The organism is Cellulomonas sp. KH9 (assembly GCF_900114185.1).
GTDB lineage: Bacteria > Actinomycetota > Actinomycetes > Actinomycetales > Cellulomonadaceae > Cellulomonas.
In genome coordinates this window covers 705,279-724,553 of the sequence record NZ_FOSE01000001.1, presented here as the reverse complement: position 1 = coordinate 724,553, position 19,275 = coordinate 705,279, and the positions used below count along the sequence as shown (strand labels likewise).

General features: G+C 77.1%; 19 protein-coding genes and 1 riboswitch. Of the genes, 8 read left to right on the top strand and 11 right to left on the bottom strand.

The features are described from left to right. Positions 1-41: 41 nt before the first annotated feature. Positions 42-1,538: a glucuronate isomerase gene (gene uxaC / locus BMZ16_RS03175; RefSeq protein WP_089798685.1), complete on the bottom strand. Its 1,497-nt coding sequence runs from the start codon at positions 1,536-1,538 to the stop codon at positions 42-44. Between the two features lie 254 nt (positions 1,539-1,792). Between uxaC and BMZ16_RS03170 the strand changes: the two genes are divergently transcribed. The 5 genes from BMZ16_RS03170 (at position 1,793) to BMZ16_RS03150 (ending at position 7,298) form a co-directional block, all read left to right on the top strand. Next, entirely contained in the window at positions 1,793-2,779 is a 987-nt protein-coding gene (locus BMZ16_RS03170) for a LacI family DNA-binding transcriptional regulator (protein WP_089798128.1), read from the top strand. Further along, the gene (locus BMZ16_RS03165; RefSeq protein ID WP_089798127.1) at positions 2,776-4,284 is read left to right on the top strand and encodes a mannitol dehydrogenase family protein; all 1,509 of its coding nucleotides are present in this window, start codon (positions 2,776-2,778) and stop codon (positions 4,282-4,284) included. The genes BMZ16_RS03170 and BMZ16_RS03165 overlap by 4 nt, the downstream gene beginning before the upstream one ends. 245 nt (positions 4,285-4,529) lie before the next feature. Continuing rightward, the gene (locus tag BMZ16_RS03160) at positions 4,530-5,693 is read left to right on the top strand and encodes a Gfo/Idh/MocA family protein (RefSeq protein ID WP_089798126.1); all 1,164 of its coding nucleotides are present in this window, start codon (positions 4,530-4,532) and stop codon (positions 5,691-5,693) included. Next, positions 5,690-6,658, top strand: a complete 969-nt coding sequence (locus tag BMZ16_RS03155; RefSeq protein ID WP_089798125.1) for a sugar phosphate isomerase/epimerase family protein — start codon at positions 5,690-5,692, stop codon at positions 6,656-6,658. The genes BMZ16_RS03160 and BMZ16_RS03155 overlap by 4 nt, the downstream gene beginning before the upstream one ends. An 88-nt stretch (positions 6,659-6,746) precedes the next feature. After that, positions 6,747-7,298, top strand: a complete 552-nt coding sequence (locus BMZ16_RS03150) for a septum formation family protein (RefSeq protein ID WP_089798124.1) — start codon at positions 6,747-6,749, stop codon at positions 7,296-7,298. Here BMZ16_RS03150 and BMZ16_RS03145 read toward each other — a convergent pair. The 7 genes from BMZ16_RS03145 to BMZ16_RS03120 all read right to left on the bottom strand — a co-directional run bounded on the left by BMZ16_RS03145 (position 7,267) and on the right by BMZ16_RS03120 (position 13,744). Further along, positions 7,267-7,968 carry an ABC transporter ATP-binding protein gene (locus BMZ16_RS03145; protein WP_218143300.1) on the bottom strand — a complete coding sequence of 234 codons (702 nt, stop codon included), beginning with the start codon at positions 7,966-7,968 and terminating at the stop codon, positions 7,267-7,269. The genes BMZ16_RS03150 and BMZ16_RS03145 overlap by 32 nt on opposite strands. Continuing rightward, positions 7,965-9,005, bottom strand: a complete 1,041-nt coding sequence (locus tag BMZ16_RS03140; protein ID WP_089798122.1) for an ABC transporter substrate-binding protein — start codon at positions 9,003-9,005, stop codon at positions 7,965-7,967. Before BMZ16_RS03140 ends, BMZ16_RS03145 begins: the two co-directional genes overlap by 4 nt. After that, entirely contained in the window at positions 9,002-9,865 is an 864-nt protein-coding gene (locus BMZ16_RS03135) for an ABC transporter permease (RefSeq protein WP_089798121.1), read from the bottom strand. The genes BMZ16_RS03140 and BMZ16_RS03135 overlap by 4 nt, the downstream gene beginning before the upstream one ends. Continuing rightward, complete coding sequence (locus BMZ16_RS03130; RefSeq protein WP_089798120.1) at positions 9,862-10,062, bottom strand: hypothetical protein; 201 nt, start codon at positions 10,060-10,062, stop codon at positions 9,862-9,864. The genes BMZ16_RS03135 and BMZ16_RS03130 overlap by 4 nt, the downstream gene beginning before the upstream one ends. Positions 10,063-10,326: 264 nt before the next feature. Next, a riboswitch (TPP riboswitch) is annotated at positions 10,327-10,420 on the bottom strand. 192 nt (positions 10,421-10,612) lie between these two features. Continuing rightward, positions 10,613-10,747 (bottom strand): hypothetical protein, encoded by a 135-nt coding sequence (locus BMZ16_RS19650; RefSeq protein ID WP_255366319.1) that lies wholly within the window; start codon positions 10,745-10,747, stop codon positions 10,613-10,615. A gap of 22 nt (positions 10,748-10,769) precedes the next feature. Then, the gene (locus BMZ16_RS03125) at positions 10,770-12,929 is read right to left on the bottom strand and encodes an FAD-dependent oxidoreductase (RefSeq protein ID WP_089798684.1); all 2,160 of its coding nucleotides are present in this window, start codon (positions 12,927-12,929) and stop codon (positions 10,770-10,772) included. Positions 12,930-12,949: 20 nt separating this feature from the next. Further along, complete coding sequence (locus BMZ16_RS03120; protein WP_089798119.1) at positions 12,950-13,744, bottom strand: 3-ketoacyl-ACP reductase; 795 nt, start codon at positions 13,742-13,744, stop codon at positions 12,950-12,952. A 290-nt stretch (positions 13,745-14,034) separates the two neighbouring features. Between BMZ16_RS03120 and BMZ16_RS03115 the strand changes: the two genes are divergently transcribed. Then, the gene (locus BMZ16_RS03115) at positions 14,035-15,021 is read left to right on the top strand and encodes an AEC family transporter (RefSeq protein WP_089798683.1); all 987 of its coding nucleotides are present in this window, start codon (positions 14,035-14,037) and stop codon (positions 15,019-15,021) included. 21 nt (positions 15,022-15,042) lie between these two features. Here the strand turns inward: BMZ16_RS03115 and BMZ16_RS03110 are convergent, their stop codons facing one another. Further along, entirely contained in the window at positions 15,043-15,645 is a 603-nt protein-coding gene (locus BMZ16_RS03110; protein ID WP_177199571.1) for a helix-turn-helix domain-containing protein, read from the bottom strand. A gap of 47 nt (positions 15,646-15,692) precedes the next feature. Between BMZ16_RS03110 and BMZ16_RS03105 the strand changes: the two genes are divergently transcribed. Beyond that, a complete protein-coding gene (locus tag BMZ16_RS03105; RefSeq protein WP_089798117.1) occupies positions 15,693-16,670 on the top strand; it encodes an NAD(P)/FAD-dependent oxidoreductase in 978 nt (325 codons plus the stop codon). A gap of 71 nt (positions 16,671-16,741) precedes the next feature. Further along, positions 16,742-17,413, top strand: a complete 672-nt coding sequence (locus tag BMZ16_RS03100) for a class I SAM-dependent methyltransferase (RefSeq protein WP_089798116.1) — start codon at positions 16,742-16,744, stop codon at positions 17,411-17,413. On the opposite strand, the gene BMZ16_RS03095 is transcribed toward BMZ16_RS03100, so the two are convergent. Both BMZ16_RS03095 and BMZ16_RS03090 read right to left on the bottom strand, forming a co-directional pair. Next, positions 17,373-18,065: a response regulator transcription factor gene (locus tag BMZ16_RS03095; RefSeq protein ID WP_089798115.1), complete on the bottom strand. Its 693-nt coding sequence runs from the start codon at positions 18,063-18,065 to the stop codon at positions 17,373-17,375. The genes BMZ16_RS03100 and BMZ16_RS03095 overlap by 41 nt on opposite strands. Then, positions 18,062-19,210, bottom strand: coding sequence for a sensor histidine kinase (locus BMZ16_RS03090; protein ID WP_255366318.1), 1,149 nt, complete (start codon positions 19,208-19,210; stop codon positions 18,062-18,064). Before BMZ16_RS03090 ends, BMZ16_RS03095 begins: the two co-directional genes overlap by 4 nt. Positions 19,211-19,275: the final 65 nt, after the last annotated feature.

The following is a 19,275-nucleotide window of genomic DNA, read 5'->3' as shown; positions in this document are numbered from 1 at the left end:
CCCCGTCACGGCGCCGGGCACCGGGCGCGGTGGGCGCCCGGTCAGTCGCCGGCGGCCCGACGCTCCGGCGCGGGGACGGCGGCGGGACGCGCGACGGTCCCGACCGGGGGCCGGGCGTACGCGGTGCGCGGCAGCCCGTAGGCCAGGTCGACGGCCGTCTCCAGCGCCTCGTCGAGGTCGAGGCGGTGCTCGACGACCAGCCGCGCCAGGTAGCCCGCGTCGATGCGCCGCGCGAGGTCGTGCCGCGCCGGGATCGACAGGAACGCGCGGGTGTCGTCGACGAACCCCGTGGTGTTGGCGAACCCGGCGGTGTCGGTGACGGCCTCACGGAAGCGCCGCATGCCGTCGGGGGTGTCGAGGAACCACCACGGGGCGCCGAGCCGGACCGCGGGGTAGACCCCGGCGAGGGGCGCCAGCTCCCGGCTGAACGTGTCCTCGTCGAGCGTGAACAGCACCAGCCGCAGGTTCGGGTGGTGGCCGAACGCGGTGAGCAGCGGGCGCAGCGCGCGCACGTACTCGGTGGCCACGGGGATGTCGTAGCCCACGTCGTTGCCGCGCACGGCCAGCACGTGCGGGTCGTGGTCGCGCAGGGAGCCGGGGTGCAGCTGCATGACCAGGCCGTCCTGCGTGGACATGCGCGCCATCTCGAACAGCATGTGCGCCGAGAACGCCCGCGCCGCGGCCGCGTCGACGTCGCCGCGCAGCGCGGCCGCGAACACCGCCGCGGCGTCGGTCTCGTCCATGGGCGTCGTGTCGGCCAGCACGTGACCGTGGTCGGTCGCCCGCGCGCCCGCGTCGACGAACGCCCAGCGGCGGGCCTCGAGCGCCCGCAGGTAGTCGCGGTAGGAGCCGATCGTGGTGCCGGCGCGCTCACCGAGCAGCTCGACGTCCTGCGCCCAGCCGGGGCGGTCGACGTGCAGCACGGCGTCCGGGCGGAAGGTCGGGACGATCCGCTCGCCCCAGCCGCGGGCGGCGAGCGCCGCGTGGTCGGCGAGGGTCGCCGAGGCCGGGTCGGTGGTCGCGATGGTCTCGATGCCGAAGCGGTCGAGCAGCGCCAGCGGCCGGAAGCCCGGCTCCGCGAGGCGGGCCGCGATCGTGTCGTACGCGGCGTCCGCGGTGGCGGCGGAGAGCCGCTCGGTGACGCCGAGCACGTCGACGAGCACGTGCTCCATCCAGAACCGCGTGGGCGTGCCGCGGAAGAGGTGCCAGTGCGCGGCGAAGGTGCGCCAGACGGCGCGGGGGTCGGTCTCGACGGGCCGGCCGTCGCGCCGCGGGACGCCGAGCGCGTCGTGCGGGACGCCCTGCGACACGAGCATCCGCACCAGGTAGTGGTCGGGGACGACGAGCAGCGAGGCGGGGTCCCCGAACGGCTCGTCGCGGGCCAGCAGGCCCGCGTCGACGTGGCCGTGCATGGAGACGATGGGCAGCGTGCGCGTGGCCTCGAGGATCTGCCGGGCGACGGGCCGCGTCACGGGGTCGGCGGGGAGCGCGCGGTCGGGGTGCAGCGCCCAGGGGGCGGCGGCTGCGGTGTCGGGCATCAGGTCCTCCGGCGCGGTCCGCGACGGCGCGGCGGTGCGCCCCACGGTGCGGACGACAGGTGTCGACCGCGTCGATGAATACGTTTGCAGGCCCGACCATGCCACCGTGTCCACCCTGACGCAAGGACCGCACCGGGCACTTGCCCCCGCCGCGACCGGCGTGCTGCAATCGCTTTCATCGTCTGCGCGGGCAGGCGCGTCGGGCCGCGCCCGGCGCCACCGCACGGCGCCGGCACCGACGCGGAGGAGCACCCATGGCCGTCACGCTGCGCGACGTCGCACGTGCCGCCGGTGTCTCGGCCGCGACCGCGTCGCGCGCCCTGTCCGCCCCGGACCTCGTCGCCCCCGAGCGGCGCGAGCTCGTGCGCCGCATCGCGCGCGAGCTCGGCTACCGGCCCAACCGCGCGGCCCGTGAGCTCATCACCGGACGCAGCGGTCACCTCTGCCTCGTCGTGCCGGACCTCGAGAACCCGTTCTTCTCGGCCGTCGCCAAGGCCGTGCAGTCGCGGGCCCGTGCCGCCGGGCACGCCGTGGTCGTCGCCGACGCCGAGGAGGACCCCCGCCTGGAGGCCGAGCTCGTCGCGCAGCTCGGCGCGCAGGCCGACGGAGTCCTGCTCTGCTCCCCGCGCATGTCCGCCGACGACCTCGCGGCGGTCGCCGCCGACGGGCGGCCCGTGCTGCTGGTCAACCGTGAGGGCGCCGACCTGCCGTCCGTCGTCGTCGACAACCGGGACGGCCTGCGCCAGGCGGCGCGCCACCTGCATGCCCTGGGCCACCGGCGCGTCGCCTACGCGGGCGGCCCCGCCGGGTCCTGGTCCGACGCCCGGCGGCGGGACGGCCTGGCGGCGCTCGACCTGGACCTCGAGGTGCTGGACCTCGGCGCGCACGCCCCGGTGTTCGCCGGCGGCGTCGGGGCCGCCGACCTCGCGGTCGCCGGCGGTGCGACCGCCGTCCTGACCTACAACGACCTCATGGCGCTGGGCGTGCTCGACCGGCTCCGGTCGCGCGGGGTGCGGGTCCCGGAGGACATGTCCGTGGTGGGGTTCGACGACGCGCCCGTCGCGACGCTCGTGACGCCCTCCCTGACGACCGTCGCGGTCCCGCTGGCCCGGCTCGGGCGCACCGCGGTCGACCTGCTGCTGACCCCGCACGACGGCGACGCGCCGCGCACCGTGCTGCCCGTCGAGCTGGTGGTGCGCGGCACCACCGCACCACCACCCCGACCCCCGGAGACCCGATGAGCCTGCCCCGCCTGTCCGCCGACACCTGGGCGCAGCGCACCGCGCACGGGCTGCCCGACGCCGTGCGCGGCCCGGCGGTCGATCCCCGCGCGCTCACGGTGGGCCAGGTGCACCTCGGCATCGGCGCGTTCCACCGGGCGCACCAGGCCGTCTGCACCGAGGACGCCGCCGCCGCGACCGGCCGGACCGACTGGGGCATCCTCGGCGTGACGCAGCGCAGCCCCCGCGTGGTCGACCAGCTCCGCCCGCAGGACGGGCTGTACGGCGTGCTGACGGCCGGGGCGCAGGCGTCGACGCTGCGCGTGGTCGGGTCGGTGCGCGACGTCGCCTTCCCCGGCCGGGACACCGCGCGGGTCCTCGACGCGATCGCGGCCCCGACGACGCACGTCGTGAGCCTGACGGTCACGGAGAAGGGGTACCGGCGTGCGGCCGACGGCGGGATCGACGCCGCCGCGCCGGACGTGGCCGCGGACCTCGCGGCCGCCGCGACCGAGCTGACGCGGGACGACGGGACGCCCACCCGGACCGCGATCGGGATGCTGCTGCGCGGGCTCGTGCGCCGCCACCGCACGTCCGGCGCGCCGCTGACGGTGGTGTGCTGCGACAACCTCACCGACAACGGCGCAGTGCTCGCGGGCCTCGTCGCGCAGGGCCTCGCCGCCGTGCACGGGGCGCAGGACGTGGCCGCGTGGGTCGCCGCGAGCGTGCGCTTCCCGTCGACGATGGTCGACCGCATCGTGCCGGCGACGACGGACGCGCACCGCGCGGAGGCCGCGGGGCTGCTGGGCCTGCACGACGAGGCGCTGGTCGTGGGCGAGCCGTTCCTCCAGTGGGTCGTCGAGGACGACTTCGCCGGACCCCGCCCGGAGTGGGAGCGCGCGGGGGTGACGTTCACGCACGACGTCGCGCCGTTCGAGCGCGCGAAGCTGCGGGTGCTGAACGCGACGCACTCGACGCTGGCGTACCTGGGCGCGCTGGGCGGGCACGCGACGATCGCCGAGGCCGTCGCCGACCCGCACCTGGAGGCCCTGGCCCGCGCGCTGGTGGACGAGGACGTGCTGCCCACGCTGGTCGCACCCGACGGCACGGACCTGCACGCGTACCGGGACGAGGTGCTGCACCGGTTCGCCAACCCCCGCACGGGGCACACCACCGTGCAGGTCGCCATGGACGGGTCGCAGAAGCTGCCCGTGCGCCTGCTGGGGACCGTGGCCGACCGGCTCGCCGCCGGCGCCGTCCCGCACGCGGCCGCGCACGCCGTGGCCGGGTGGGTCGCGTACGTGCGTGCCGCGGCCGCGGGCGAGCTCGTCGTCTCGGGGCGCACCGTGGCGCTCGACGACCCGCTCGCGCCGCAGCTGGCCGAGGCGGTCGCCGGCCCGGACCCGGTCGGCGGGCTGTTCGCGCTGCGCGAGGTGTTCCCCGAGGCGGTCGCGGCGTCGACGCCGTTCCGGGACGCCGTCACGTCCGCGCTGCGCGACCTCACCCCCGTGCGCACCGCGCGCTGACCCTCGCACCGCGCACTACCCGCTGCGCACCGGGCCTCTCCCCCTGCGCACCGCGCACTACCCGCTGCGCACCGCGCCCTACCCGCTGCGCACCGCGGCCCGACCTGCTGCCCACCCCTCCGCCGCGGGAGGGCGGTGCCTGTTGACGGGGGGCGGGGGCGTGCCGCTACAGTGCGGGAAAGCGCATTCCTCCTGCCGGGTCGACCCGGCGACAGGCGACGACGCCGCGACCCACGGAGACGACGATGACCACGCGCACCCTGCGCATCGCCATGAACGGCATCACCGGCCGCATGGGCTACCGCCAGCACCTGCTGCGCTCGGTCCTGCCGATCCGGGAGCAGGGCGGCGTCGTGCTGCCCGACGGCACGCGCGTGCAGGTCGAGCCCGTCCTCGTCGGCCGCGACGCCGAGAAGGTGCGCACCGTCGCCGAGCGGCACGGCGTCGAGCACTGGACCACGGACCTGCAGGCCGCGATCCACGACCCGGCCACCGACGTCGTGTTCGACGCCTCGATGACGAGCCTGCGGGCCGCCACCCTCACCGCGGCGATGAAGGCCGGCAAGCACGTCTACACCGAGAAGCCCACCGCCGAGACCCTGCACGAGGCGGTCGAGCTCGCCCGGCTGCGCGGCACGACCGGCGTCACGGCCGGCGTCGTGCACGACAAGCTGTACCTGCCCGGCCTGGTCAAGCTGCGGCGCCTGGTCGACGAGGGCTTCTTCGGCCGGATCCTGTCGCTGCGCGGCGAGTTCGGGTACTGGGTGTGGGAGGGCGACGTGCAGCCCGCCCAGCGGCCGTCGTGGAACTACCGCGCGGCCGACGGCGGCGGCATGACCGTCGACATGTTCTGCCACTGGAACTACGTGCTCGAGGGGATCGTCGGGCGCGTGCGCACGGTGACGTCGCAGACCGCGACCCACGTCCCCACCCGCTGGGACGAGCGCGGCGAGGCCTACGAGGCCACGGCCGACGACGCGGCGTACGGGATCTTCCAGCTCGAGACCCCGGACGGCGGCCCCGTCGTCGCGCAGATCAACTCGTCGTGGGCGGTGCGCGTGCACCGCGACGAGCTCGTCGAGTTCCAGGTCGACGGGACCCACGGATCGGCCGTCGCCGGTCTGTTCCACTGCGTCGCGCAGCCCCGGTCGGCCACGCCGCGACCCGTGTGGAACCCCGACCTGCCGACCACCGAGCGGTTCCGCGACCAGTGGCTGCCGGTCCCCGCCAACGCGGAGCTCGAGAACGGCTTCAAGGCGCAGTGGGAGGAGTTCCTCGTCGACGTCGCCCTGGGCCGCCCGCACCGGTTCGACCTGCTGTCGGCCGCACGCGGCGTGCAGCTCGCGGAGCTGGGCCTGCGCTCGTCCGACGAGGGCCGCCGGCTCGAGGTCCCCGAGATCGTGCTGTGAGCACACCCGTCGCCCCGGTCGGCGAGGCGGCCCCCGGCCGCCGCGCGGACCTCGCCCGGCTGTCGCTCAACACCGCGACGACCAAGCACCTGACCCTCGCGCAGGCGGCGGCCGCCGCCGCGGACGCCGGGCTGTCGTCCATCGGCGTGTGGCGCGACCGCGTGCAGGAGGTCGGCGCCGACGTCGCGGCGACGGTCGTCGCCGACCACGGCCTGCGGGTCTCGTCGCTGTGCCGCGGCGGGTTCCTCACGACCGCCGACGACGACGCCGCCCGCGCCGCCCTCGACGACAACCGGCTCGCGGTCCGCGAGGCGGCGATGCTCGGCACCCGCGAGCTGGTCCTGGTCGTCGGCGGGCTGCCCGCCGCGTCGGCACCGGGTGGCGCTGCCCTCCCGTACCCGGCCCTGCCCCACCCGACCGGCGCCCCGGCCGCCGACGGCCCCGACGACCCGGCCCGCGACGTCGTCGCGACCCGGCAGCGCGTCGCCGACCGGATCGCCGCGCTCGCGCCCTACGCGGCCGAGCACGGCGTGCGGCTCGTGCTGGAGCCGCTGCACCCGATGTTCGCGGCCGACCGCGCCGTGGTCTCGACGCTGGGCCAGGCGCTCGACCTGGCGGCCCCGTTCGACCCCGCCGTCGTCGGTGTCGTCGTCGACACGTACCACGTGTGGTGGGACCCGGACCTGGCGCGGCAGATCGCCCGCGCCGGCGCCGAGGGGCGCCTCGCCGGGTACCAGGTGTGCGACTGGGTGCTGCCGCTCGCGGCCGACCCGCTGCACTCCCGCGGGCACGTGGGCGACGGGTACGTGGACTTCGCGACGATCACGCGGTGGGTCCGCGACGCGGGCTACACGGGCGACGTGGAGGTCGAGATCTTCCACGAGGACGTGTGGGCGGCACCCCCCGGGCGGACGCTCGCCACGATGGCGGAGCGGCACGTGCGGCACGTCCTGCCGCACCTGTGACACGTCTCACAGCCCGCTCCCGGGATCGTCACCGGATCGAGATCCGACACGGTCACGGCCGCACCGGACGGCTGCTTCACTGCTCGCCGTGACCTCCCGTACCCGGCGCCCGCGCGCCGCCATCGCCCTCGCCGTCGCCCTCACCGTGACCCTGACGGGCTGCGGCGCCGTCGTCGACGCCGTCCTGGGCGACAGCCCCGAGGCCGCGCAGCGCGACGAGCCCGGCGGCGAGATCACCGCGTCCGCCGAGGCCGACGTCTTCTCGCTGCAGGTGGGCGACTGCCTCAACTACCTCGCGGAGTCGAAGGAGACCACCGAGTTCGCGTCGCTGCCGACCGTGCCGTGCGCCGAGCAGCACGACGCCGAGATCTACGCCGAGACGACGCTCACGCAGGAGCAGCACGAGAGCGACCTGGCGCTGGCCCAGGACGCCGAGGCCGAGACCCCGACGTACGCCGACCAGTTCTGCTACGACGCGTTCGCCGGCTTCGTCGGGACGGCGTACGAGGACTCCACGCTCGACTACACCTACCTCTCCCCCACCCCGGAGAGCTGGTCGCAGGGCGACGACGTGGTCCAGTGCCTCGTCGTGCACCTCGAGGGCGGGCTCACGGGGACCATGCGCGACTCGGCCCTCTGACCGACCGCGGCACCCCCAGCCGCTCCAGCAGGACCCCGCGGGCGTCGGACGACCCGGGCTCGACGGCGGCGGTCAGCCGGCCGCCGTCGAGCACCCGGACCTCGTCCGCCAGGGTGAGCGCCTCGTCCACGTCGTGCGTGACCAGCACGGTGGCCACCGGACGCGCCGCGCGCACGTCGCGCAGCAGCGCGTGCGCCCCGAGGCGGGTCAGGGCGTCGAGCGCACCGAACGGCTCGTCGAGCAGCAGCACGCGCGGCTCGCGGTGCAGCGCACGGGCCAGCGCGACGCGCTGCGCCTCCCCGCCGGACAGCGTCAGCGGCCACGCGTCCGCCAGGTGCTCGAGCCCGACCTCGGCGAGCGCCGCGAGCGCCCGCGGGCGGTCGGCCGCGCGCGGCACGGGACCGGGCCCGAGCAGGACGGTGCGCCACACCGGCTCCCACGGCAGGAGCCGCGGCTCCTGGAACACGACAGCCGTCGGGTCCGCGACCGCCAGGTGGTCCGCCCGCGCCCCCGGGTCCAGGCCCGCCAGCGCGCGCAGCAGCGTGGACTTGCCGCCGCCGCTGCGCCCCACGACCGCCACGCACGCCCCCGCCGGCACGTCGAGGTCGAGGCCCGCCAGGACGTCCCGACCGTTGAACGCGCGGCGCAGCCCGCGCACCCGCACGCTCACGACCCCGCGCCGCCGTCCGGGCCGCCGGCCAGCCGCGTCGCATCGACCGCGACCCCCGTGACGTCGACCGGGCCGGGCACCATCCCCTCCTCGGCGTAGAGCGCCGCGACGCGCACCAGCTCGGCGGCGAACCCCGCGTCGGCGGGCCGCACGTCGGGCGTCGCCAGCGCGCCGAGGGCCGTCGCGACCCGGTCGTCCGCACCCGCCGCCCGGTACGCCTCGGTCCGGCGCCCGGGATCGGCGCGCAGCGCGTCGGCCTCCGCGACGAGCGCGTCGTACAGCGCCGCGACGGCGGCCGGGTGCCGCTCGACGACGTCACGCGTCGTGACGTGCACGGTCCGGTTGTCCGACGCCAGGTCGCGCGCGAGCGCCACGGTCCGCACGCCCGGCAGCGCCTGCGCGCCGACGAGGTACTGGTCCCACGTCGCCCACGCGTCCACGCGCCCGGCGGCGAACGCGCTCGCCGCGTCCGGGGGCGCGAGGTGCCGGACGGTCACGTCGTCGGGCGTCAGGCCCGCCTCCCGCAGCGCGAGCCGCAGCAGGTACTCCCCGGTGCCGCCGCGGTTCACCGCGACCGAGCGCCCGGCCAGGGCGGCCACGTCCGGGACGTCGCCGTGGGCGACGATGCCCTGGGTGTCGCCCGCGTCGTGCTCGACGGCCACCACGACGAGGTCGGGCGCGCCGGCGAGCGCGGCGACGACGGCCGTGGTGGAGCCGGAGACGACGTCCACGTGGCCGGCGGCGAGCGCCTCGGCCGCCGGTGCGAACGCCGCGAACGGCGGGGTCACCTCCAGCCCGGTGCCGGCGTCCGCGAGGTGCTGCCCGAGCAGGCCGTCGTCGACCGCGAGCGTGAGCAGGTTCTGCGTCGACAGGGGGCCGACCCGCAGGGTGGTGCCGGCCGCGGCCGTCGGTGGCGCCGCCGCGCCGCCGGCCGCCGCACAGCCCGCCAGCAGCAGGGCGGTGACGGCGGCCAGGGCGGTGGGCACGGCTCGGCGTCCGCGCGGTCGGGTGGGGTGCGGGAGGACGGGCGGTGTCATGCGGGCTCCTCGGTGGGACGTCGCGCGGGCGCGACGGCGGGCGTGGACGGGCTGGGCGGTCGGTCTGCCGGTGGGACCCCGGGGGTGGGTGCGCGCCAGCGCAGCGCGCGGTGCTCGACGCCGCGGACCAGGGCGTCGGTGACCAGGCCGAGCGCCGCGTACAGCGCGACGCAGACGAGGACGACGTCGGTGCGCGCCCACGTCCGGGCGTCGGTGAGCAGCGCCCCGACCCCGCGGTCGGTCGCGACCTGCTCGGCGACGATCACCGCGACCCAGCCGGTGCCCAGCGCGAGCCGCACCCCGGCGAGCACCGAGGGCAGCGCACCGGGCAGCACGACGCGTCGCACGGTGGCCCACCGTCCGACGCGCTGCGCCGCGGCGACCTCCCGCAGCCGCGGGTCCACGCCCCGCACGCCGGCGACGGTCGCCACGTACACCGGCACGGCGCTCGCCAGGACGACGAGCAGCACCTTGGGCGTCTCGCCCAGCCCCCACCACACGACGAGCAGCGGGGTCAGGGCCGTGAACGGCACGGCCCGCACGGCCTGGACGGGCCGGTCGACGACGTCGTGGCCCACCGGCGACAGCCCCGCCACGAGCCCGAGGACGAGCCCGGCCGCCGTGCCGAGCAGCGCACCCGCCGCGAGCCGGCCCACGCTGACCGCGAGCGCGGGCAGCAGCGTCCCGGTGGCCACCAGGTCGGCCGCCGCCCGCGCGACGTCGACCGGCGCGGGCAGCACCCGGGGGTCGACCCCGCCCATGGCGGTGACCACGCCCCAGGCGGCACCGAGGACCACGAGGCTCCCCCACGGGCGCCACCACCCGGTGCGCCACCACCCGGTGCGCCGCCCGCCGCTCATCCGACGCCCACCGGGTCGCCCGGCCCGGCCGGCGTCACGACCTCGTCCGCGAGCGCGACGCCCTCACGGACGTCGTGCGTGACCGGGAGCACGGTCCACCGGTGGTCGCAGGTGGCGGCCGCCCACCGCCACGGGTGCACGCTCGGGTCGGTGTCGGTGGGTGCAGCCGGGGTCGGACCGGCGAGGGCTGCGGGCACAGGGGTCTCCGGTGGTCGGTGCGGGCATGACGGCACCGCCTCCGGGCGCACGTCACCCCCGCCACGACGACGCGGGCGGCAGGGACGTGCGCGGAGGCGTGCGGGGCCGTCCGCCGCGGGGGCGGGGTCGGTCGAGCACGACGACGCCGGGCCCGCGTCACGTCACGCGGGCCGGGCGTGGGCCGGTCAGCCGGCCCCGGGACCTCGCCGGGCGGGCACACCGGGCACGGCGTGCGGGAGGAGGGCAGACGGCAGCGGACGCATGGGAGACATGCGCGACATCCCTTCGCTAGTGCGACCTAGATCAGGTTCGACGGGTGTGATCTCAGCCGCGGATGCGGCACCCCGTGTCACGACGTCCCGCACGCTACCCGCTCACCACCCGCCAGCGCCCCGTCCCGTCCGCGACCCGGACACGGCGGGCGAGCGCGCCGGGCTGGTGAGGGCACGGGCCCGACCGGAGGTCTCCCGACGGAGGACGGCGACGACCCCCGCCCGGGTGCCCGGACGGGGGTCGTCGTGCGCGGCGGGTCCGGGGACCCGCGGTGGCTCAGGGCAGCGGCCCGTACAGCGCGGGCGACGTGCGGGCCCGCGTGCTCTGCTCGACGTCGTACGCGAGCCCCAGCAGCGTGGCCTCGTCGAACGCCCGGCCCACCAGCTCGAGGTTGCCACGGGCGTCCTGCACACCACGGACGCCCGGCGACCGGTCAGGGCACGTTGCCGTGCTCGCGGAACTCCCGCCAGACGTTCTCGAAGAAGTCGTCGTCCTCCGGCACGGGACGCCGCGGTCGCCACCGGAAGACGGGCAGCCCTGCGGGGTCGTCGGCGGCGCGCGGCACGACCGGCGCGAAGGCCCGGCCGTCGTCGGTGACGGGAGGCGCCCCACCGGGCGGCACCCACGCCGCCTCCTGGACCTCGTCGTCGAGGGCGCCCGCGTCGAGGCGGAACCGGTACACGTCCGGCAGGTCCAGCGGGTCGTCGTCCGGCCCTGCCGCCGGCAGCTGCCCGTCGGGGTCGGTGTACAGCACGGACCCCCGGGACCGCCCGCCGTGCGCCAGGTAGTCCGCCATCGCCGAGAGGTACACGTACGCGCTGGTCAGCACGTCGCGGACGAGGAAGGTGCGGTTCACCGCCCGCCGGGACCCCGCGTCGGCCGTGACGAGGTCGTCGTACCCGCCGAGCCACGCGTGCACCTGCTCCAGCGCGTCGCGGACCGAGGCGTCCGAGCGCACCGGCCCGGCCTGGCGGCTCATCAGCTCCTGCACGGCACGCAGCAGGTCGCCGGTGTTGTCGGGTACGCCGGCCGCCGCCCGTCCGGTCGCGCGGGCCGTGAGGTCGAGCGCTCCCGCGAGCACCGGCCCGGCCGCGGCGGCGAACGCGGCGTCGTCGAGCGGGGCGTGGCCGCGCCGGGCCGCGATGTACTGCGCCGCGCGCGTCGCGCCGACCTGCCCGCTGTTGAGCGCCGCGCCGCCCGGGCGGTAGACGCCGTGGGCGCCGGCCGCCTCCCCCACCGGGAACAGACCCGCGACGTTGGACCGCCACCAGGCGTCGACCACCAGGCCGCCGTTGTTGTGCTGCGCGCAGACGTCCACCTCGAGCAGGTCCTGCTCCAGGTCCACGCGCGGGTTGCGGTCCAGGTAGAAGCGGTACGCGGGCTCGTTCATGCGGCGCAGCCGCTCGATCGGCGTGCCGCCCAGGACGCCGGCCTGCTCCAGGTACCGGTGGGCCTCGGGGCTCATCGCGGTGGCGTCGAAGTCGTCGCGGACGGGGTTGCGGCGGAAGTCGAGGAAGACCCGCCGCCCGCGCAGGACCGTCTCGCGGTGCACCAGCAGGTCGATCAGCGACGACCCGTCGCGCGCCTTGCGGATGTCGAACGGCCACTGGTAGCCCTTGAGGAACACGAGCGTGAGCAGCCGGCCGTAGTCCGGGACCGCCTCGGTGAGGAACTCGCGCTCGTCGCCGCCGTCCGCGTCGGTGGACACGAAGCGCGGCACCACCTGCATGTAGGAGCCGGAGACGTTCCACCGCGGCCTGGTCGACGCGAGCCCGAACTGCCACTCGGTGAGGTTCCTGCCGTGCACGCCCGCGCGGTACGCCGCACCGGAGGCGCCCCACTGCCCGTGCGGGAACACGCGCGTGGCGTACATCCCCGCCGGGCCGCCCGTCGCGTAGACGAGGTTGGTGCAGCGCAGCAGCAGCCACGGGCTCGCGGCGCCGTCGTGCGGCACGTCGGTGCGCAGGACGAGCAGGCCCGCGACCCGGCGCGCACCGGGCCCGGCGTCGGGGTCGGGCACCGTGACGACGTCGACGACCCGGCACTCGTCCAGCACGCGCGTGCCGTCCGCGCGGACCTTCGCCTCGAGCTTCTCGACCATGGTCCGGCTCGTGTACGGGCCGACCGACGTGGCGCGGCGGCGCGGGTCGTGGTCGGTCTTGTAGCCGATGAACTCCCCGAAGCGGTTCTGCGGGAACGGCACCCCGAGGTCGACCAGGTGCAGGAACCCGCGCGCCGACAGCGCGGCCTCGGCCAGCGCGACGTCACCGTCCATCGCGCCCCCGCTGAACAGCGTCCGCGCCATCTCGTGCACCGAGTCGTCGTCGCCGCCGGAGAGCGTGAGCTTGTAGTACGTCTGCTTGTCCGACCCCGCGTTGCGCGACGCGCCCGCGTGGATCTTGTCGGCGACCATGACGACGTCGTCGTGGCCGAGCTGCACGAGGCGCGCGGCCGCGCAGTACCCGGCCGAGCCGGTGCCGACGACGACCGTGGTGGCCGTGACGACGGGGACGTCGTGGCCCGCGACGCGCAGGGGTCGCGGGTCGTGCGGGGTGCGCGGGTGCTCGGGGCCGCGGGTGTGGTCGGTGCTCATCAGGTCGTCGCCTCCGTGCGTCACAGGACCGGGACGTGCATGCCGCCGTCGACGTGGAAGACCTCGCCGGTCGAGTACGGCGTCTGCCCGGACGCGAGGAGCGCGACGGCGCCCGCGACGTCGGCGGGCCGGCCCCACCGGTTGACCGGTGCGAGGCCCTGCGCGATCAGCGCGTCGTACCTCTCGGTGACCCCCGCGGTCATGTCGGTCGCGATCACGCCCGGCCGCACCTCGTGGACGACGATCCCCTCGGGCGCCAGGCGCACGGCCCACAGCTGCGTGGCCATCGCGACCCCGGCCTTGGAGACGCAGTAGTCGCCGCGGTTCGTCGAGACGGTCGTCGCCGAGATCGAGGAGACGTTGACGACCGTCGCGACGGGTCCCGCGGGCGGCTCGGGCAGCGCGTCGAGCGGGCCGCGCAGCTCGATCACGCGCCGTGCGAACTCCTGGGTGAGGAAGTACGGGCCGCGCAGGTTGATGCCCAGCACCCGGTCGAACGAGTCGGGCGTCGCGTCGAGCAGGTCGGCGCGGACGGTCGGGGCGACGCCGGCGTTGTTGACGAGCAGGTCGAGGCGACCCCACGCGTCGACGGCGTCGGCGACGTAGCGGCGGTGGTCGTCGAGGTCGGCGACGGACCCGCGGACGTACCGGACGAGCGCCGGGTCGCCGGCGGCCTCGCGCAGCTCGGTCAGCACGTCGGTGGGCTCCTCGCGCGTGGCCAGGATCGAGACGGCGAACCCGTCCGCGACCAGGCGACGGCTGATGCCGAGCCCGATCCCGCGGTTTCCTCCGGTGACGAGCGCGACGGGCGGCATCGGTGCCCTCCTGGGTCGTGCACCGGTGGCGGGCGCGCGGGCGCGGTCCCGGCGCGCCGGTGCGGCGGGGTGGTGCGTGCCGGGGAGCCCGACGACGGCTCCGGGCCGGGCCCGCGGCGGCGGGCGTCGGGCCGACGCGGGGATCGTCGCACGTCGCACGCACGGAGGGCAAGCGCTTTCCTACGTCGTGGGTGTGCGTGCGAGGATCGTCGCGTGCCCCGGACGCCCCCCGACGCCCCGCCACGCCCGGCGACGGTCCGCCCGGCGACGGCCGCACGCCGGGCCCGCCCGTGAGCGCCGTCCTCGCCGCCCTGGGCACCATGGGCGCGGTCGTCGCGCTCGGGTGGCTGCTCGGCCGGTGGCGCGTGCTCGGGGACCGGGCCGCCCCCGTGCTCGCCCGCGTCGTGTTCGCCGTCGCCGCACCCGCGCTGCTCCTGTCGACGGTCGCCCACGCCGACCTGCACCTGCTGGTGTCCCGCGCCGCCGTCGTCACCTGGACCTCCACGGCGCTCGTCGCGCTGGTCGCCGTCCTCGTCCTGCGGGTCGCGTGGCACCGGCCCGCCGCCGACGTCACCGTCGGCACCCTCGCCTCGTCCTACGTCAACGCCGGGAACATCGGCCTGCCGCTCGCCGTGTACCTGCTCGACGACCCCGTCGCCGTCGTGCCCACGCTGCTCTTCCAGCTCCTCGTCCTGGCCCCCGTGGCGTTCGCGGTCCTCGACGCCCGCCCCGCGCCGCCGCTCGACGCCACCGGGCCGGACGACGTCGGCGCGGGGCCGGCCGGGCGCCGCGCCCCCGCCCCGGTCGGGATGCGGGTGGCCGCGGTGGCGCGCCGCACGCTGAGCAACCCGATCATCGTCGGGACCCTCACCGGGCTCGTCCTCGCGGCGCTGCCGTGGTCGGTGCCGGAGGTCGTGCTGCAGCCGTTCGCGCTCGTCGGCGCCGCGGCCGCACCGCTCGCGCTGATCACGTTCGGCATGTCGCTCGCCGCCCCGCGCACCACCGCGGACGCCGCACCGCGCCGCGACCTGGCCCTGGCCGTCGGGCTGCGGTCGGTCGTGCACCCGGTGCTCACCTGGGGCGTCGGGACGGCCCTCGGGCTGCCCGCCCAGGCCCTGCTCGCCGTGGTCGCGATGGCCGCGCTGCCCACCGCGCAGAACGTGCTGGTCTACGCGATGCAGTACCGCCGCGGTGAGGCGCTGGCCCGGGACACCGGCCTGGCCACCACCGTGCTGTGCGTGCCCGTGCTGCTGGTGGTCGCCGCCGCGCTGGGGTGACGACGCGGCACCGCCGGGCGCTCAGGTCTCGCGGCGCCGCGGGCGGGCGCGCACGTGCATCCGCTCGCCCTGGGGCCCGTACAGGGCCAGGACCTCGACCGGCTCGTCCGTGACGTTGCCGAGCCAGTGCGGCACGCGCGTGTCGAACTCCGCCGCCTCGCCGGGGACGAGGTCGAGCTCACGGCCGCCCAGCACCAGGCGCAGGGTGCCGTGCAGGACGTAGAGCCACTCGTACCCCTCGTGCACGCGCGGCTCACCGCCCTGCGCGGGCGTGCGGGGCGGGTAGACCAGGCGGTACGCACGCGGCCCCTCGGCGCGCCGGCTGAGCGGCACGTAGGTGACGCCGTGCCGCACCGTCGGGTGCGAGACGACCCGCGGGTCCCCGTGCGGCACGTCGACCAGGTCGTCGATCGTCACCTCGTGGAACCGCGCGAGCGGCAGCAGCAGCTCCAGCGCGGGGCGGCGCAGCCCGGACTCCAGGCGCGACAGCGTGCTGACGGAGATGCCGGTGGCAGCGGCGACGTCCGCCAGCGTGGCCCCGCGCTGCTCGCGCAGCGCCCGCAGCCGGGGTCCGAGCGTGCCGAGCACCGCGTCCAGGTCGTCCACGGACCCATTTGCCGTCATGGCAAACACGCTTGTCAAGGCAGCACCCCCGGGCGCACGCTCGTGCCATGCCGACCACCCGAGCACCCCACCCCGTCGACGTCCTCGTCGTCGGGGGCGGCGCCGCCGGGCTCGCCGCCGCCATGAGCCTGGGTCGCTCCCGCCGCACCGTCCGCGTGGTCGACGCGGGCGAGCCCCGCAACGCGACCTCCCCGCACGCGCACAACCTGCTCACCCGCGACGGCACCCCGCCGGCCGAGCTGCTCGCGACCGCCCGCGAGGAGGTCGCCCGCTACGGGGTCGAGCTCGTCACCGGGCGCGTCGTCGCGGCACGCGCCGTGGGCACGGGGACGGTGGGTCCCGGCGAGCCCGCCTTCGAGGTCGACACCGCCGACGGTGTCACGCACCGCGCGCGGCGCCTCGTCGTCACCACCGGGATGCGCGACGAGCTGCCCGACGTGCCCGGCCTCCCCGCGCGCTGGGGCCGGGACGCCCTGCACTGCCCGTACTGCCACGGCTGGGAGGTGCGGGACCGCGCGCTCGCCGTCCTGGCGACCGGGCCGCGCGCGGTGCACCTCGCGCTGCTGGTCCGCCAGCTCAGCGCCGACGTCACGCTCCTGCCGAACGGCGCGTTCCAGCCGGGCACCGACGAGTGGGCCGACCTCGCGGCGCGCGAGGTGCGCGTCGTCCCCGGGCGGGTCACCGGGGTCCGGGTGGAGCAGGACGCCCTCACGGGCCTGGTCCTCGCCGACGGGCAGGTCGTGCCGTGCGACGCCGTCTTCGTCGGCTCGCGGGCCGTGCTCGACGGCACGGTCGTCGACGGGCTGGGACTGGCGACGACCGCGCTCGAGATGCTGGGCGAGGACGTCGGCCGCGCCGTGACGGTGGACCCGACCGGGGCCACGTCCGTGCCGGGCGTCTGGGCGGCGGGCAACGTCACCGGCCCGCAGCACGCGCTGCCGTCGAGCATCGCGGCCGGCTCGCTGGCCGGCGCCCACGTGAACGCGTCCCTCGTGGCGGCCGACGTGGCCGCGGCCCGCGCCTGACCCCTCCCGCCCCCACCCGTTCCCCCACCCGTTCCCTCACCCCGCGGTGAGGTCGACCGAAGGAGACGCCCGTGCACGCCGACCACCACCGGACCCACGCGGAGCCCGCCCAGCAGCACGCGCACGACCACGACGACCTCGGTGACCAGCCGCTCGACCCCGCCTGGTGGGAGGAGCGGTACCGCTCGCAGGAGCGGCTGTGGAGCGGGCGGGTCAACGCCTCGCTCGTGCAGCTCGCGTCCGACCTGCCGCCCGGGACGGCGCTCGACGCCGGAGCGGGCGAGGGCGGGGACGCCGTGTGGCTCGCCGCGCACGGGTGGCGCGTCACCGCGGTCGACGCGTCGCGCACCGCGCTCGACCGGGGCGCGGCCGAGGCGACGCGGCGCGGGCTCGACGTCACCTGGGTCGAGGCCGACCTGCGGACGTGGGCGCCGTCGCAGCGGTACGACCTGGTGACGTCGCACTACCTGCACGCCGAGGGTGAGCGGTGGTGGCGCCCGCTGGCGCAGGCCGTGGCACCGGGTGGCACGCTGCTCGTCGTCGGGCACGACCCGTCGGACCTCGACGGGCCCGTGCCGCGCCCGCACCTGGCGCGGCTCGGTCACACGGCGGACGAGGTCGCCGCGGACCTCGACCCGGCGGACTGGGCGTCGATCGAGCCGCAGGTGCTCGAGCGCACCATCGAGCACGACGGGGTCGAGGTCACCGTCCGCGACGCGGTCCTGGTGGCGCGTCGTCGCTGAGCGGCGCGCCCACCAGGCCCGTGCGGTAGGCGAGCACCACCAGCTGGGAGCGGTCGCGCGCGGCGAGCTTGGTCAGCAGCCGCGAGACGTACGTGCGCGCGGTGGCGGGGCTGAGGTGCAGCCGGTCGGCGACCTCCTGGTTGGAGCGGCCGAGGCCGATCTCCCGCAGCACCTCCCGCTCGCGGTCCGTCAGCACCCCGAGGGGTGCCGTGTCGGCGGCGGGCGGCCGCGCGGCGGCGGCCCGCATGACGCGCCGGGTCACGGCGGGGTCGAGCAGCGCCTCGCCCGCGGCGACCGTCCGCACCGCCTGCCGCAGCTCGTCGGGGGCGACGTCCTTCAGCAGGAACCCGGCGGCCCCGGCGCGGATGGCGGCGAACACGTTCTCGTCCTCGTCGAAGGTGGTGAGCACCAGCACCGCCGTGCCCGCGAGCGCGGCGTCGTCGACGATCGCACGGGTCGCGTCGATGCCGTCGAGGTCGGGCATGCGGACGTCCATGAGGACGACGTCGGGGTGCAGCTCGCGCACCCGCGCCACGGCCTGGCGCCCGGTCGCGGCCTCCCCCACCACGGCGATGTCGCCGTCCCGCTCGACGAGGGCCCGCAGGCCGGCGCGCAGCAGCTCCTGGTCGTCGGCCAGGACGACGCCGATCATGCGTCGAGCCTCGCGGGGAGCCGGGCGTGCACCGCGAAGCCGCCGCCGGCGCCCGGCCCGGAGACGAGCGTCCCGCCGAGCAGCCCGGCGCGCTCGGCCATGCCGCGCAACCCCTGCCCGGCGGGTGTCCCGGCGCCCACCGGCCCGGCGCCGTCGTCGTCGACACGCACGTCCAGCCACCCGTCGGCGACCGCGGCGGCGACCGTGACCCGCGCGGCGTCGGCGTGCCGCAGCACGTTGGTCAGCGCCTCCTGCACGATCCGGTACGCGCCGGCGTCGATCGCCCCGTCCACCGCGCCGTCCGGGACGTCGAGGCGCACGTCGACGTCGAGGCCGGCGGCGCGCGCGGACGCCGCGAGCGCGCCGACCCCCGCCAGGCCGACGGCACCGCGGGCCGCCTCCTCGTGCGACGCGCGCAGCAGCCGGACCGTCGCGCGCAGCTCGCGCAGCGTCGCACCGGTCGCGTCGCGCACCTGCGCGATCGACGCGGCGGCCAGCGCGTCGTCCCGGCCCACGGCCTCGGCGGCGACGCCCGCGTGCACCGCGACCACGGACACGGTGTGCCCGATGCTGTCGTGCAGGTCGCGCGCGATGCGCACGCGCTGCGCCTCCATGCGGCGCTCCGCGTCGGCGGCCTGCTCGGCCAGCGCGGCGACCCGCAGCCGCTCCTGGTCCTCCCGCGACCGGCGCCGCGCGCGCACGCTCTCGCCCAGGGCGACGGCTGCCACGACGAGCGCCACGTTGGTGAGCAGCTCGTAGCTCAGCAGGTAGCTCACGGGCAGCCCCTCGGCGATGCGGAAGTACGCGGCCACGCCGACGAGCACCGCCCCCACCACGAGCGCGGCCCGGGTGCGCCCCAGCTCGGCCGCGGAGTACAGGGCGGCCGCCGCGGGCAGGGCCTGGCCGATCGCGGGGTGCCCGAGCGCGTAGTACACGAAGATCCCGAGCACCGTCACGACGAGGACCGCGACGGGCCACCGCCGGCGCACGAGCAGCACGGCACCGAACCCCACGGCGAACGCGTAGGCCACGGGTGACGGCTCCCGCTCGGCCTCGACGCCCGCGCCGATGGTGAGCGCGACGACGGCGACCGTCCCGAGCGCGAGCCCGAGGTCGGTCGCACGCGGCGTCAGCGGTGCGGTCACACCCCGAGCGTAGGAACACCGGACCCTCCGGGACATCCCCGGCATGTCGACGCCGGATGTCGCCT